Origin of the sequence: Fictibacillus sp. NPDC058756 (genome assembly GCF_042746035.1) — a bacterium.
Lineage (GTDB): Bacteria > Bacillota > Bacilli > Bacillales > Fictibacillaceae > Fictibacillus.
On the sequence record NZ_JBHYPU010000005.1, the window covers coordinates 1 to 14,868 of the forward strand.

Annotated in this window: 13 protein-coding genes and 1 other annotated feature; all 13 genes read left to right on the top strand. The window is 42.1% G+C overall.

Annotated features, from left to right (window positions below):
* Positions 1–590: 590 nt before the first annotated feature.
* The 13 genes from ACFW35_RS19005 to ACFW35_RS19065 all read left to right on the top strand — a co-directional run bounded on the left by ACFW35_RS19005 (position 591) and on the right by ACFW35_RS19065 (position 14,851).
* Entirely contained in the window at positions 591–1,058 is a 468-nt protein-coding gene (locus ACFW35_RS19005) for a CtsR family transcriptional regulator (RefSeq protein ID WP_379848156.1), read from the top strand.
* 36 nt (positions 1,059–1,094) lie between these two features.
* Positions 1,095–1,628 (top strand): UvrB/UvrC motif-containing protein, encoded by a 534-nt coding sequence (locus ACFW35_RS19010; protein ID WP_379848158.1) that lies wholly within the window; start codon positions 1,095–1,097, stop codon positions 1,626–1,628.
* Positions 1,629–1,632: 4 nt separating this feature from the next.
* Positions 1,633–2,703, top strand: coding sequence for a protein arginine kinase (locus tag ACFW35_RS19015; protein WP_379848160.1), 1,071 nt, complete (start codon positions 1,633–1,635; stop codon positions 2,701–2,703).
* Positions 2,704–2,717: 14 nt separating this feature from the next.
* Positions 2,718–5,138, top strand: coding sequence for an ATP-dependent protease ATP-binding subunit ClpC (gene clpC, locus ACFW35_RS19020; RefSeq protein ID WP_379837297.1), 2,421 nt, complete (start codon positions 2,718–2,720; stop codon positions 5,136–5,138).
* Positions 5,139–5,422: 284 nt separating this feature from the next.
* Positions 5,423–6,796, top strand: a complete 1,374-nt coding sequence (gene radA, locus ACFW35_RS19025; RefSeq protein WP_379848162.1) for a DNA repair protein RadA — start codon at positions 5,423–5,425, stop codon at positions 6,794–6,796.
* Positions 6,797–6,804: 8 nt separating this feature from the next.
* Entirely contained in the window at positions 6,805–7,878 is a 1,074-nt protein-coding gene (gene disA / locus ACFW35_RS19030) for a DNA integrity scanning diadenylate cyclase DisA (protein ID WP_379837293.1), read from the top strand.
* Between the two features lie 193 nt (positions 7,879–8,071).
* Positions 8,072–9,163 (top strand): PIN/TRAM domain-containing protein, encoded by a 1,092-nt coding sequence (locus tag ACFW35_RS19035; protein ID WP_379837291.1) that lies wholly within the window; start codon positions 8,072–8,074, stop codon positions 9,161–9,163.
* Between the two features lie 19 nt (positions 9,164–9,182).
* On the top strand, positions 9,183–9,878 hold the full coding sequence (ispD, locus tag ACFW35_RS19040; RefSeq protein WP_379848163.1) for a 2-C-methyl-D-erythritol 4-phosphate cytidylyltransferase: 696 nt from the start codon (positions 9,183–9,185) through the stop codon (positions 9,876–9,878).
* Positions 9,875–10,348 (top strand): 2-C-methyl-D-erythritol 2,4-cyclodiphosphate synthase, encoded by a 474-nt coding sequence (gene ispF, locus ACFW35_RS19045; protein WP_379848165.1) that lies wholly within the window; start codon positions 9,875–9,877, stop codon positions 10,346–10,348. The genes ispD and ispF overlap by 4 nt, the downstream gene beginning before the upstream one ends.
* A 34-nt stretch (positions 10,349–10,382) precedes the next feature.
* Complete coding sequence (gene gltX, locus ACFW35_RS19050; RefSeq protein ID WP_379848167.1) at positions 10,383–11,852, top strand: glutamate--tRNA ligase; 1,470 nt, start codon at positions 10,383–10,385, stop codon at positions 11,850–11,852.
* A gap of 56 nt (positions 11,853–11,908) precedes the next feature.
* Positions 11,909–12,143: a binding site (T-box leader), on the top strand.
* Between the two features lie 258 nt (positions 12,144–12,401).
* The gene (cysE, locus tag ACFW35_RS19055; RefSeq protein WP_379848169.1) at positions 12,402–13,052 is read left to right on the top strand and encodes a serine O-acetyltransferase; all 651 of its coding nucleotides are present in this window, start codon (positions 12,402–12,404) and stop codon (positions 13,050–13,052) included.
* Positions 13,049–14,452 (top strand): cysteine--tRNA ligase, encoded by a 1,404-nt coding sequence (cysS, locus tag ACFW35_RS19060; protein ID WP_379848171.1) that lies wholly within the window; start codon positions 13,049–13,051, stop codon positions 14,450–14,452. The genes cysE and cysS overlap by 4 nt, the downstream gene beginning before the upstream one ends.
* Entirely contained in the window at positions 14,453–14,851 is a 399-nt protein-coding gene (locus ACFW35_RS19065; RefSeq protein ID WP_379848173.1) for a Mini-ribonuclease 3, read from the top strand. It abuts the gene before it with no gap.
* Positions 14,852–14,868 lie beyond the last annotated feature (17 nt).

Consider the following 14,868-nt stretch of genomic DNA (forward strand, 5'->3'; position numbering starts at 1 on the left):
CTTCAGCGCCGATGGTAGTTGGGGGTCTCCCCCTGTTAGAGTAGGACGTCGCTAGGCAATGAGGAAGATGGATGAAGATCCATCTTCTTTTTTTGTGTTTAAATTAAGGTAGAAGATGTGAACCATCTTCCTTCATAGCACTTTTGTCGAAAAGTCTATAAATAAAAATTTTCCCCTTAAAAAGTAAGATTTACAGTCTAGAAAATTTAATTACGGCTTATAAATCCAAATTACAGCCTAGAAAATAAAATTACGGCCTGAAAAGACTTTACCGCTAATAAACCTCTCAGCAGAAAACCCAACAATATCGTCAAATGCTGCGCAATCAGAAACTCACCTCCATCCATCTCCACAATATCCCCTGGCTAAACCCAACCTGCAACACACCCAATCCAATCCCATCCAAAAACCCTCACCAGCAAATCCATCAAAACGAACCTCCAAAACCACCATCGTTTCGACAGAATCATACAGGTTAAAGCATGACTCGTGAGGCAATAATGGAGACATAGAGATTTGCATTTTCGGGAAAAACCTGGCTATAATAAGGGTATAGTCAAAGTTAGTCAAAGTCAGAAGGGGGAGGGGAAATGAGGAATATTTCAGATGTGATTGAAAATTATTTAAAGCAAATTCTCTCAAGCACAAACGATTTGGCGATCGAGATTAAACGGACGGATATTGCTGAAAGGTTTCAATGCGTACCTTCTCAAATAAATTATGTAATCAACACGAGATTTACGGTTGAAAAAGGATTTGTAGTGGAAAGTAAAAGAGGTGGAGGCGGTTATATTCGGATCATGAAAGTTCGAACCGAGAGCTCCGCACATCTTATTGAGCACTTAACTACCTTGATTGGTGAAAGGATATCACAAGGTAACGCAGAAAATGTAATTAAGAGGCTATTGGAAGAAAACATTGTCCGCGAACGGGAAGCAAGGCTGATGTTAAGTGTTATGGACCGTTCCATCTTAAAGCTGAATCTTCCGGATAGAGATGAATTGCGAGCAGAACTATTAAAAGCTATGATAAAAACTTTAAAATATAGAACCACATAGCCCTTTTTTTCATTTTATATAAAGGGAGGGAGCAGAATGAATTGTGAAGAATGCCATGAACGTGAAGCGTCATTGCATTTTACTAAGATCATAAATGGCGAGAAAACAGAATTTCACATTTGTGAACATTGTGCTAAAGAAAAAGGAGAATTCCTGCCGGGGTCGAATTCCTTTTCCATTCACCAATTGCTTTCTGGTCTTCTGCATGGTGATGGACATGTTCCGAACACACCATCATCTAACTTTATTCCGCCATCGTTAGAATGTGAAAAATGCGGAATGAGTTATTATCAGTTTGCTAAAATTGGCCGCTTTGGATGTGATAATTGCTATAAAGCTTTTGAATCCAAATTAAATCCTATCTTTAAACGGGTTCATGGCGGCAATACATTGCATGCGGGGAAAATCCCATTACGGGCAGGAAGCAGCATTCAAGAAAAAAAGCAGCTTCAGCAATTAAAGCAAGCCATGCAGCAGTATATATTAAATGAGGAATTTGAAAAAGCTGCTGAAACAAGAGATGAAATAAGAGAGATTGAGCACCGCTTGCAGCAGGGGAGGGATACGTAAATTTATGTCTCTAGAGCGATTTATAAGTGATGCGATCAGTCCCTGGATGAAAAGGGAAGGACCGGAATCAGATATTGTTCTCTCAAGCCGTGTCCGACTTGCAAGAAATCTTCAGCAGTTTGTTTTTCCTATAGCAGCAGACAAAGAATCTGCTCATGAAGTGATTTCATCTATTTCTTCTTTCATAAATGAAGAAAAGGGTGTACCAGAAGCAGAAAATTTGGAAATGCTGGTAATGGAAGAGTTAAAACCGATTGAAAAACGGGTACTTGTTGAGAAACACCTCATAAGTCCAAATCTTGCTGAACAGGCAAAATACGGGGCGGTGCTTATGAATGAGGATGAGTCAGTCAGCATCATGCTAAATGAGGAAGACCATATCCGAATTCAATGCTTAGCACCAGGTTTTCAACTCGAAGAAGTGCTTCATAAAGCAAATGTAATCGATGATTTTATTGAAAGAAATGCAGATTACGCATTCGATGAAAGGCGAGGTTATTTAACGAGCTGTCCGACTAACGTAGGAACAGGACTTAGAGCCTCGGTTATGATGCATCTCCCCGCTTTGGTTCTGACAAAGAAGATGAGCCGTATTATTCCGGCGATTAATCAGCTTGGATTAGCCGTTAGAGGAATATATGGGGAAGGAACAGAAGCGCTGGGGAACATTTTTCAGATTTCAAATCAGATGACACTAGGCAAGTCAGAAGAGGATATAATGGAAGATCTAGCTGGTGTGGTCATGCAGGTTATTCAGCAAGAACGTGCTGCCAGAAAACAGCTGCAGGATGGTTTGAAACTACAGCTTGAAGATAAGTTATACCGTTCATTAGGAACGTTGGAAAACAGCCGGATTATCCAATCGAAAGAAGCTGCCAAATGCTTATCAGATGTAAGGCTTGGCATCGACTTAGAAATCTTGCCCGGTATTTCGAAAACAATCTTAAATGAACTTATGATACTTACACAACCAGGTTTTCTTCAACAATATGCAGGTGAAGTTCTAACTCCAGACGAACGTGACATTAGAAGAGCCACTTTAATCAGAGAAAGAATAAAATTGGAAAACCGATAAGGAGCGTGAAGAGTATGATGTTTGGCCGTTTTACAGAGCGAGCTCAAAAAGTATTAGCGTTAGCACAAGAAGAAGCAATTCGATTAGGTCATAACAATGTGGGAACTGAGCATATTTTGTTAGGATTGATCAGGGAAGGCGAGGGTATCGCGGCAAAGGCTCTCCAAGTACTTGGTTTAGGACCTGAAAAGATTCAAAAAGAAGTGGAAACGTTAATCGGCCGTGGACAGGAAGCTGTTCAAACGATTCATTATACACCGCGTGCTAAAAAGGTGATTGAGCTTTCAATGGACGAAGCTCGTAAATTAGGTCACTCGTATGTTGGAACAGAACATATTTTATTAGGATTAATCCGTGAAGGTGAAGGCGTAGCAGCAAGAGTATTGAACAACCTTGGTGTGAGTCTGAACAAGGCGCGTCAGCAAGTGCTTCAATTGCTAGGAAGCAATGAATCTTCTTCAAGCCATAGAGGTTCATCTGCAAGCGCAAATACACCGACTCTAGACAGCTTAGCTCGAGATCTGACAGCTATTGCCCGTGATGGTTCACTTGACCCTGTTATAGGGCGTGCGAAGGAAATACAGCGTGTTATCGAGGTATTAAGCCGCCGTACGAAAAACAACCCTGTCCTGATTGGGGAACCTGGTGTAGGTAAAACGGCAATTGCTGAAGGCTTAGCACAGCAGATCATTAATAACGAGGTGCCCGAAACACTTCGCGATAAGCGAGTTATGACGCTTGATATGGGTACTGTTGTTGCAGGTACAAAATACAGAGGTGAATTCGAGGACCGCCTGAAAAAGGTAATGGATGAAATTCGCCAGGCTGGCAATATCATTCTGTTCATTGACGAACTTCACACTTTGATTGGTGCAGGTGGAGCAGAAGGTGCGATCGATGCATCTAACATTTTAAAACCTGCTCTTGCACGCGGTGAACTTCAATGTATCGGTGCTACAACACTTGATGAATATAGAAAGTATATTGAAAAAGACGCTGCGCTTGAACGCCGCTTCCAGCCGATCACGGTTAATGAGCCGACGAAGGATGAAAGCATCCAGATTCTTCAAGGACTTCGTGACCGCTATGAGGCTCACCACCGTGTAACCATCACGGATGAGGCGATCGAAGCATCTGTTTCATTATCTGACCGCTATATCTCAGACCGTTTCTTGCCGGATAAAGCGATCGACTTAATTGACGAAGCTGCATCAAAAGTACGTCTTCGTTCTTACACAGCTCCGCCAAACTTAAAAGAACTCGAGCAAAAGCTTGAAGAAGTCCGTAAAGAAAAGGACGCAGCTGTTCAAAGTCAGGAGTTTGAAAAAGCAGCGTCATTGCGTGATTCAGAACAGCGTCTTCGTGAAGAGCTTGAAAAGACGAAGGACGTTTGGAAAGAAAAACAAGGAAAAGAAAATACAGAAGTTACGCCTGAAGATATCGCGCAAGTTGTATCTTCGTGGACGGGAGTGCCGGTTTCTAAACTTGCAGAAGAAGAAACAGAACGCCTCTTGAAGATGGAAGAAATTCTTCATGACCGCGTAATCGGCCAGTCCGAAGCGGTAACGGCTATTTCAAAAGCAATCCGGAGAGCTCGTGCAGGATTGAAGGATCCTAAGCGTCCGATCGGTTCGTTCATATTCTTAGGACCGACTGGCGTTGGTAAAACGGAGCTTGCTAGAGCTGTTGCTGAAACACTTTTTGGAGATGAAGATGCTATTATCCGCATCGACATGTCTGAGTACATGGAGAAGCATACAACGTCAAGACTTGTTGGATCTCCTCCAGGTTATGTCGGGCATGAAGAAGGCGGACAGTTAACAGAGAAAGTAAGAAGAAAACCTTACTCTGTTATCTTGCTTGACGAGATTGAAAAAGCACATCCAGAAGTATTCAACATTTTGCTTCAAGTGCTTGAAGATGGGCGTCTGACAGATTCTAAAGGACGTACAGTCGACTTCCGCAATACGGTTGTGATCATGACATCAAACGTTGGTGCGAGTACGTTGAAACGCAACCGTTCACTAGGTTTCGCTGTTCATAATGAAGGACAGAAATACAACGATATGAAGTCTAAAGTAATGGATGAATTAAAGCGCGCGTTCCGTCCAGAGTTCTTAAACCGTATCGATGAAATCATTGTCTTCCATTCTCTAGAGAAAGAGCACCTATTAAGAATTGTAGGTCTCATGGCAGATTCCTTGAAGAAGCGTCTGAGTGATCAAGGCATTGAGATCGAACTTTCACAGGCTGCATTAGAGAAGATTACAGAAGAAGGCTATGACCCTGACTATGGAGCTCGTCCGCTCAGAAGAGCACTTCAGCGCAAGATCGAGGATCGATTGTCTGAAGAGCTGCTGAAAGGAAATATCAACAAAGGGCAAACGGTTAAAATTGACGTTGAAGAGAACGACTTTGTTGTTGAAACGGTGTAATTAAACGAATGAACAGACCGGTTTTGGCCGGTGAAATAGAACAATTGAGAATATAATGCAAAAAAACCCGGAAGGCAGTCATGTCCTCCGGGTTTTTGTCGAAATATTCTTAAGTTTCGCCCTTTTTTGCAGTGCGTAAATGGAAAGAGTTGTTAGGATTTATGTTATGATATTATTGAGTAAATTTTTTTATTTATAACATTTAACTGTCGAATATATAAAAGCTTCGGATTGAAAAAATATCATGTTTTAAGGTGTGAAGTTTGGAAGAGGAGTTTTTTTAGATGGCCAAAGTAAAATCAATCTTTATGTGCCAGGATTGCGGTTATGAGTCTCCAAAATGGATGGGGAAATGTCCAGGATGCCAGGCGTGGAATACGATGGTGGAAGAAACGATACGTCCTGAAAAGAACGTAAGAGGACTTAGTTCTGGAGATTCAAATCTTAAACAGAAACCACAGTCAATCGTGGAAGTGAAAAGTGAGCAGGAACCTCGCATTCCTACAAATTATCAGGAGTTTAACCGTGTTTTAGGCGGAGGAATTGTTCCAGGCTCTTTAGTTTTAGTTGGCGGTGATCCGGGAATCGGAAAATCAACGCTTCTCCTTCAGACATCAGCACAGCTTGCTCAAAAAGGAGAACGTGTTCTCTACATATCTGGTGAAGAATCTGTTAAACAAACAAAGTTAAGAGCAGACAGACTCGAAATCTCGGCAAAGGATTTGTTTGTATTAGCTGAAACGGATTTGGAGCTTATAGAGCAGGCTATGGCTGACATTATGCCATCTGTAATGATTATTGACTCCATTCAAACCGTATATCGTTCTGAAGTAACTTCAGCACCAGGAAGTGTTTCGCAAGTAAGAGAATGTACATCGCATTTAATGAGAATGGCGAAAACAAAAGGAATTGCAATATTTATCGTTGGACATGTTACAAAAGAAGGTGCAATTGCCGGACCCCGCCTTTTGGAGCACATGGTAGACGCTGTGCTTTATTTTGAAGGTGAAAGACATCATACTTTCCGTATCTTAAGAGCAGTTAAGAACCGTTTTGGATCAACGAACGAGATTGGTGTTTTTGAGATGAAGGAAGAAGGATTGGAAGAAGTATTGAATCCTTCTGAAATTTTCTTGGAAGAACGTTCAAAAGGCGCAGCCGGCTCTACAGTTGTAGCTTCACTGGAAGGAACGCGGCCGATGCTTGTTGAGCTTCAAGCACTTATTTCGCCGACCAGTTTTGGAAATCCTAGGAGAATGGCTACCGGCATCGATCATAACCGTGTATCGCTATTGATGGCTGTTTTAGAGAAAAGAGTCGGATTGCTGCTGCAGAATCAAGATGCTTATTTAAATGTCGCAGGCGGAGTGAGACTCGATGAACCTGCGATTGATCTTGCTGTTGCGATCAGCATCGCATCAAGTTTCAGAGATGCACCGACAAAACCTACGGATGTAATGATCGGAGAAATTGGCTTAACGGGAGAAGTGCGAAGGGTTTCCCGTATTGAACAACGAGTACATGAAGCAGCAAAGCTAGGATTTACGCGTGCTATTATACCTGATAAAAATATCGGCGGCTGGACTGTACCAAAAGGAATAAAAGTCGTTGGTGTATCTACCGTTTATGAGGCATTACAAGCAGCGTTAGGAGGGTAAAGCATATTATGGATCATGCGATTAAAGAAGCGATCATTAGTCAGATGCTGCAGCTTGTTGCCCCCGGAACACCGCTTCGGGAAGGCATCGATAACGTATTGCGCGCAAATACAGGCGGCCTGATTGTTGTTGGCTATAATGATAAAATAAAAGAGATTGTCGATGGCGGTTTTTCGATAAACTGCAAGTATTCACCTGCTTCTCTATACGAGCTTGCAAAGATGGACGGAGCCATCATTTTGAATGAAGATGCAGTGAAGATATTATTCGCGAACACGCAGCTTATTCCCGATACTGTTATTCCTTCAACGGAAACGGGAATCCGGCATAGAACGGCTGAGCGGGTTGCGCGTCAGACAGGAAACCTTGTAATCTCTATTTCACAGCGCCGTAATGTAATTACGCTTTATCAAGGAATGATTCGTTATTCCTTAAAAGAAATCGGCGTTATATTAACGAAAGCGAATCAGGCGATACAGACGCTTGAAAAATATAAAGTAGTCTTTGATCAAAGTGTGACCAATCTCGGTGCACTTGAATTTGAAGAACTTGTGACTTTCCAGGAAGTTACACAAGTTATTCACAGAATTGAAATGGTTTTACGCATAAAAAATGAGATAATTAAATATGTTAATGAACTTGGAGTTGAAGGCAGGCTGATCAGAATCCAGATGGAAGAACTTGTCTCAAATATCGAAGAAGAAGCCTTGCTTTTGATTAAAGATTATATGAAGGACGATGAAAGCGATCCTTATGCGATACTTCGCCAGCTCAATAAGCTTTCAAGCGAAGAATTATTTGATGAGTCCGTTATTATGAAACTTTTAGGCTTCTCAGCCGGTATGAATATGCAGGATGAAACCATTCATCCGCGTGGATACCGTATTCTTGCGAAAATACCAAGACTGCCAACTGTTATTATCGAAAACTTAACAGATGCATTTGAAAATCTCCCGCAAATTTTGCGTGCTTCAATTGATGAGTTGGACGAGGTTGAAGGAATTGGTGAAATTCGTGCAAGAAAAGTAAAAGAAGGATTAAAACGAATTCAGGAACAGCTTTTTGTAGATCGTCATATTTAAATCGTTTAACTTAGGAGAAACGAGAAGTTTGAGGCGGCGAAGTTCTGTAGTCGCGGAGTGTATATGGATACATGAGCAACGGAAGAACAAAGACAACGAAGAAATTCGATGATTATCGTAAGTTAAAAAATATGCATTTCTACGTTTCAAATCTATTATTTTGTAAATAATGATTAGGGGAGGTGAATCAGGCATGCTAAAAAGAATTGTTCAATTGTTTTTTATTGTGATTGGGGGCATGCTGGGCTATCTGTATATTCCAGATTTAATTCGTGTTCTTAACTTCGGTGATCTGCCGACTCAAGTAACATCCCCATATGTCGGGGCAGTAATTGGTGCACTTATACTATTTTTATCCACATTTTGGCTGTCAGATTACGTAGTAGGATTGATTCGCTGGGCAGAGGAAACGGTTGTTAAAGCCCCTGCAACTGATCTTTTATCGGGTACGATGGGACTTATCATTGGATTGATTGTTGCATTCTTAATCCAGTCACCGCTAAGCAGCATGGACATCGTTGTTGTAAGTTCAATTCTGCCGATTGCTATCACTTTTTTACTTGGATACCTTGGATTCCAGGTAGGATTCAAAAAGAGAGATGAATTGATTCAGCTCTTCTCGCTGAACCGTCAGGGCAAAGAGAAGAAGAAAGAAGCAGAACCCGAAAAGGCAAGAGGGATATATAAGATTCTCGATACGAGTGTTATTATTGATGGCCGAGTTGCAGATATCTGTCAAACTGGTTTTCTGGAAGGTCCTCTGATCATTCCTCGATTCGTTTTGGAAGAGTTGCAGTATATTGCAGATTCTTCAGATGTTTTGAAACGTAACAGAGGCCGCCGCGGATTGGATATCTTAAACCGTATCCAAAAAGAGCTGTCTATGAAAGTGGAGATCTATGAAGGTGACTTTGAAGAAGTTACAGAAGTAGACAGCAAACTTGTAAAGCTTGCACAGCTTTTAACAGGTGTAGTCGTTACGAATGATTTTAATCTTAATAAAGTATGTGAGCTGCAGAATGTTGCGGTTCTTAACATTAATGATCTTGCTAACGCGGTAAAACCTGTCGTTCTTCCTGGTGAAGAGCTGGTTGTTCAAGTGATTAAAGATGGTAAAGAGCAAAATCAAGGTGTCGGCTATCTCGATGACGGAACGATGATCGTTGTTGAGGATGGACGAGACTATATCGGAAAAACGATTGATGTAGTTGTTACGTCTGTACTTCAAACGTCAGCGGGCCGAATGATTTTTGCTAAAAAAAAGCTGCTAGAAAAAGCATTGTAATGAACGGTGGGGAAAGCGCGTGAATTATTGGACAGTAATTCCTGCGGCCGGACAAGGCAAAAGAATGAATGCTGGTATTTCAAAGCAATGGATTGAGCTCTTAGGCAGCCCGGTTCTCAAGCTTACACTGGATGTTTTTGAGAAAGACCCGGCTTGTTCGGGTATCGTTCTTGTCGGCAGCGAGCGGGAATTAAAACAGATGCAAGATTTTGTACAAACATTCCAATATACAAAAGTGCGCCAAATCGTTCCAGGCGGAAGTGAACGGCAGCAAAGTGTATATGAGGGTCTGAAACAAGTTCCAGAAGATGCAGAGCTTGTCCTCATACATGATGCTGCACGACCTTTTATTACGCATCACCATATTAGCCAGCTCGTTGAAAATGCGGCTGAAACAGGCTCTGCTGTTTTAGCTGTGCCCGTAAAGGATACGGTGAAGCGGGCTGTGCAAAATCAGGTGACAGAAACGATCGACCGTTCCAGCTTGTGGGCTGTTCAAACCCCGCAAGCTTTTCGTCTTTCTATTGTAATAGAGGCGCATGAAAAAGCTGCCGCCGATCATTATCTTGGAACGGACGATGCAAGCCTGGTGGAACGAATTGGACATACAGTCGCTATTGTAATGGGAGACTATCATAATATAAAATTAACTACGTCTGATGACTTGTTGTTTGGACAAGCCATTTTGCTGGATAGACAGGGGGAAAAAGCATGATGCGCATCGGCCAGGGTTTTGATGTTCATGCATTTTGTGAAGGACGGCCTTTAATTATTGGCGGAGTTACGATACCTTATGAAAAAGGACTTTTAGGACATTCTGATGCAGACGTTCTTCTGCATGCGGTAACAGACGCATTGCTTGGAGCTGCAGGTGAAGGGGATATTGGCAAACACTTTCCTGACACAGATCCTGCCTACAAGGGTGCGGATTCAAAACGTTTATTATTAGATTCTTGGAAGCTTGTAGAGAAAAAAGGGTACCGTTTAGGAAATATAGATTGCACCATTATCGCCCAAAAGCCTAAAATGCTTCCTTACATTGAAGAGATGAGAACCGTTATTGCGGGTATTTTTGAAGTTGATGCCGATCAAGTCAATGTGAAGGCGACCACGACAGAAAAATTAGGTTTTCCGGGAAGAGAAGAAGGAATTGCCGCACAAGCGGTTGTTTTAATCGAGAAATAAAGATTGTTAAACAAAACTTTTAGAGGTGAACAGGATGGCAAACGAAGTTCGGGTACGCTATGCACCAAGTCCTACAGGACATTTACATATAGGTAATGCACGTGCGGCTCTTTTTAATTATTTATATGCACGCCACACAGGCGGGAAATTTATTATTAGAATTGAAGACACTGACCAAAAGCGAAATATTCAGGGCGGTGAGGAAAGTCAGCTGAACCATCTGAAATGGCTTGGCATGGATTGGGACGAAAGCGTGGATATCGGCGGAGATTTTGGTCCTTATCGTCAAATGGAGCGCTTAGATCTTTATCAAAAATATACGGATGAGCTTCTTTCAAAAGAACTAGCTTATAAGTGCTATTGTACCGAAGAAGAACTGGAAGCTTCCCGTGAAGAACAAATGGCAAAGGGTGATACACCTGTTTATGACGGGCGCTGCCGCAATCTTTCAGATGAAGAGCGTGCTGAATTAGAAGCGGAGGGACGCAAGCCTAGTATTCGCTTCTTAGTTCCTCAAGACCGTACCATTACGTTTGATGATATGGTAAAAGGAGAAGTTTCCTTTGAATCAAGCGGGTTTGGCGATTTTGTTATTGTAAAAAAGGACGGCATACCAACGTATAACTACGCGGTAGTAATCGATGATCACGAAATGGCGATCTCTCATGTATTAAGAGGAGATGACCATATTTCAAATACACCAAAACAGCTTTTAATCTACGATGCTTTAGGCTTTGAACAGCCTAAGTTTGGCCACACGACGCTTATCGTAAACGAAAACCGCAAAAAGTTAAGCAAACGTGACGAGTCTATCGTTCAATTCATTGAGCAGTATAAAGATCTAGGTTATCTTCCTGAAGCGCTGTTTAACTTTATCGCATTATTAGGATGGTCACCTGGCGGAGAAGAGGAAATCTTCAGCCGTGAAGAGTTTATTGAGATTTTTGATCCGAACCGCTTATCAAAGGCACCTGCCGTTTTTGATACGCAAAAGCTTGAATGGCTGAACAACCAGTATATGAAGAAGCAGGACGTTGAACGAATCGTTGACCTTTGCATGCCTCATCTTATAAAAGCAGGAAGAATCTCTGAAAACCCAAGTGCCCAAGAGCAAGAGTGGGTAACACGCCTTGTAGCTCTTCATCAGGAAAAAATGAGCTATGGTGCTGAAATCGTAGATCTTACCGAGCTTTTCTTCAAAGAAGAGATTGAATACGAAGGGGAAGCACTAGAAGTTCTTCAAGGCGAGGGTGTTCCATCTGTTATGGAAGCTTTCTTAAGCCAGGTTGAAAACAGTGAATCGTTTGAAGCAGAAGATATTAAATCGATGATGAAGGCAGTACAAAAGGAAACAGGACAAAAAGGGAAGAACTTATTCATGCCGATCCGTGTTGCGGCAACAGGACAGACGCATGGTCCAGATCTGCCGGCAGCGGTTTCTCTTTTAGGGAAAGACGTTATCGTAAAACGGCTAAATGCTGTGATCGCGAAAATTAATAAGTAATAAAAGTACACATTTTGCAAAGATTATAATATATTAAAAGAAACTTATTTTTAAAGACTAAAACGCAGATGAGGAAAGTAGGCTGGCGCCTTTTCATATTAGAGAGAACCATCACCGGCTGAAAGTGGTTCATGAAAATGCCTGCTGAAGTGCCCCTCGGAGTCCCATACTGAAACAGAAGTAGGCATGGGCGGCAGCTCCCCGTTACGGAGATTAAGGGAACAGGTAAGAAAATGTTTTTGATTTACCTGTTAAACAGAGTGGAACCGCGTCTAATTCAGCGTCTCTGTGTCATTCGGCACAGGGGCGTTTTTTATTTTATTCTAAAAGGTTGTTGCTGCTTAGGTTTTGTAAAAACTTCAAAGCAGTTGATTGGAGCGCAAGGTGCGAGACTCCTGCGGGACGAGTGGGACAGGTGAGACTCCTGAAGGCGCAAAGCGCCAGGAGGCTCACCGCCCGCCCCGCGGAAAGCGAGTACCTGGAGCGGAAATCAACCTCTCACATTCGGGGTTAGGTATTTTAATTTTTTTTGCAAGGAGGTTGGGAAGCGTGTTTTCAGCCATGAAGGAAGATATTAAGGTTGTATTTGAAAAAGATCCAGCCGCAAGAAGCTCATTGGAAGTAATCTTAACGTATTCAGGATTGCATGCTGTATGGGCACACAGACTGGCACATAAGTTATTTAAGCGCAATTTGCTGTTTTTAGCCCGTGTGATCTCTCAGATCAGCCGATTTTTCACCGGCATTGAAATCCATCCTGGAGCTCAAATCGGAAGAAGATTCTTTATCGATCACGGTATGGGAGTAGTAATCGGGGAGACATGTATCATCGGCAATGATGTGACAATCTATCAAGGTGTTACACTTGGCGGAACCGGAAAAGAAAAAGGAAAACGGCACCCGACATTAGAGGATTATGTTCTCGTTGCTACAGGTGCGAAGGTTTTAGGGAATATAACGATCGGGAAAAACTCAAAAGTCGGAGCGGGGTCAGTTGTTCTACAAAACGTACCGCCTAACGCAACAGTAGTCGGTATACCAGGGAAAGTCGTAATTAAAGACGGGATCAAAGTAGGTTGTGAACTAGACCACCGCGATCTGCCGGACCCGGTAGCTGATAAATTCAGAGAAATGCAGCTGGAAATGAAAAAGTTAAGTGAAGAATTGGAAAGAATGAAAAGAGGGAGTGAATTTAAATGAGCATTAAAATTTTTAACACGATGACCCGCCAAAAGGAACCGTTTGTACCTTTAGAAGAAGGCAAAGTAAAAATGTATGTATGCGGACCGACTGTATACAATTACATTCACATCGGCAATGCCCGTCCTGCTATCGTATTTGATACAGTCAGAAGATATCTGGAATACAGAGGGTATGATGTTCAGTTCATCTCCAATTTTACAGATGTTGATGACAAGCTGATTAGAGCAGCTAACGAAATGGGCAGCGATGTTCCGACGATTGCTGAAAAATTCATTAATGCTTATCACGAAGATACATGCGCATTAGGGGTTCAAAAAGCAGATGCACACCCACGTGTAACAGAAACGATTCCGGAGATTATTGAGTTCATCGAGAACTTGATAAATAAAGGATTTGCATATGAAGCTTCAGGTGATGTTTATTTTAAAACACGTTCGTTTGACGGCTACGGGAAGCTTTCTCATCAATCCATTGATGACCTGAAGTCTGGAGCAAGGATTGAAATCGGGGAGAAAAAAGAAGATCCGCTTGATTTTGTATTATGGAAAGCTGCGAAAGAAGGGGAGATCTCCTGGGAAAGTCCTTGGGGCAAAGGCCGCCCTGGGTGGCATATTGAATGTTCGGCTATGGCAAAAAAATATCTTGGTGATTCCATCGATATTCATGGAGGCGGACAGGACCTTGCATTCCCGCATCATGAAAACGAGATTGCACAATCAGAGGCATTAAATGAAGCTCCGATGGCTAAGTATTGGATGCATAATGGGTATATTAATATTGATAATGAAAAAATGTCCAAATCCCTGGGCAATTTCGTACTCGTTCACGACCTTGTTAAAGAACAGGATCCGCAAGTAATCCGCTTCTTTATGCTAGCTGTTCATTACCGCAACCCGATCAACTTCAGCCAGGAACTGCTGAATGTTGCAGAAACGAGCTTAAACAGAATCAGAACAGCTTATGAAAACTTGAAGCACCGTCTAACAGTTACAGCTGATTTAGCAGAAGACAATGAAAAATGGACAAAAGTAATCGAGGACACGAAAGCGAAGTTTATCACAGATATGGACGACGATTTTAATACAGCTAACGCGATCTCCATCCTGTTCGATTTTTCGAAAGAAGCTAACGTTTACTTGCAGGAAAAGAACACTTCAAAAGCTGTCATTACTAATTTTATTCATTTATTTGATGAACTTGCAGGAGTATTAGGATTGACGCTTCAAAAAGAAGAAGAGCTCTTAGACGAACAGATCGAAGCTCTTATTGAAGAAAGAAACAAGGCGCGCAAAGAAAAGAACTTTTCCCGTGCCGATGAAATTCGTGATCTGTTAAAAGAGCAGAACATCATCCTTGAAGATACCGCACAAGGTGTACGGTGGAAAAGAGATAAGTAAATGAGACTATCTGATGCAGACATCAAACAACTGAATGGGACCACGCTTGCTTATATGGGAGATGCGGTCATGGAGCAATTCGTGCGTGAGCATCTAATACGCAACGGACAGGTCAAACCGAATAAGCTTCATGTATCGGCAACAAAGTTTGTATCCGCAAAAGCCCAGGCAGGCATGGTCGTTCATTTGCTGGAAGAAAACTTTTTTACGGAAGAGGAAGTTGCAGTCATTAAACGCGGCCGCAACGCCAATCAAGGAACGGTTCCGAAAAATACGGATGTACAGACATACAGGCATGCAACAAGCTTTGAGGCGATTATCGGCTATTTATACTTACTGAACGAGCATGAACGGCTCAAATCAATAATGAAAACTGTTTTACCAGACAAACAAGATTGAGAGGGGGAAGGCTGAAG

What these genes read in the sequence shown, in the direction of transcription:
- ACFW35_RS19005 (WP_379848156.1), top strand. Translation starts at nt 591, where the DNA reads ATGAGGAATATTTCAGATGTGATTGAAAATTATTTAAAGCAAATTCTC.
- ACFW35_RS19010 (WP_379848158.1), top strand. Translation starts at nt 1,095, where the DNA reads ATGAATTGTGAAGAATGCCATGAACGTGAAGCGTCATTGCATTTTACT.
- ACFW35_RS19015 (WP_379848160.1), top strand. Translation starts at nt 1,633, where the DNA reads ATGTCTCTAGAGCGATTTATAAGTGATGCGATCAGTCCCTGGATGAAA.
- clpC (WP_379837297.1), top strand. Translation starts at nt 2,718, where the DNA reads ATGATGTTTGGCCGTTTTACAGAGCGAGCTCAAAAAGTATTAGCGTTA.
- radA (WP_379848162.1), top strand. Translation starts at nt 5,423, where the DNA reads ATGGCCAAAGTAAAATCAATCTTTATGTGCCAGGATTGCGGTTATGAG.
- disA (WP_379837293.1), top strand. Translation starts at nt 6,805, where the DNA reads ATGGATCATGCGATTAAAGAAGCGATCATTAGTCAGATGCTGCAGCTT.
- ACFW35_RS19035 (WP_379837291.1), top strand. Translation starts at nt 8,072, where the DNA reads ATGCTAAAAAGAATTGTTCAATTGTTTTTTATTGTGATTGGGGGCATG.
- ispF (WP_379848165.1), top strand. Translation starts at nt 9,875, where the DNA reads ATGATGCGCATCGGCCAGGGTTTTGATGTTCATGCATTTTGTGAAGGA.
- gltX (WP_379848167.1), top strand. Translation starts at nt 10,383, where the DNA reads ATGGCAAACGAAGTTCGGGTACGCTATGCACCAAGTCCTACAGGACAT.
- cysS (WP_379848171.1), top strand. Translation starts at nt 13,049, where the DNA reads ATGAGCATTAAAATTTTTAACACGATGACCCGCCAAAAGGAACCGTTT.
- ACFW35_RS19065 (WP_379848173.1), top strand. Translation starts at nt 14,453, where the DNA reads ATGAGACTATCTGATGCAGACATCAAACAACTGAATGGGACCACGCTT.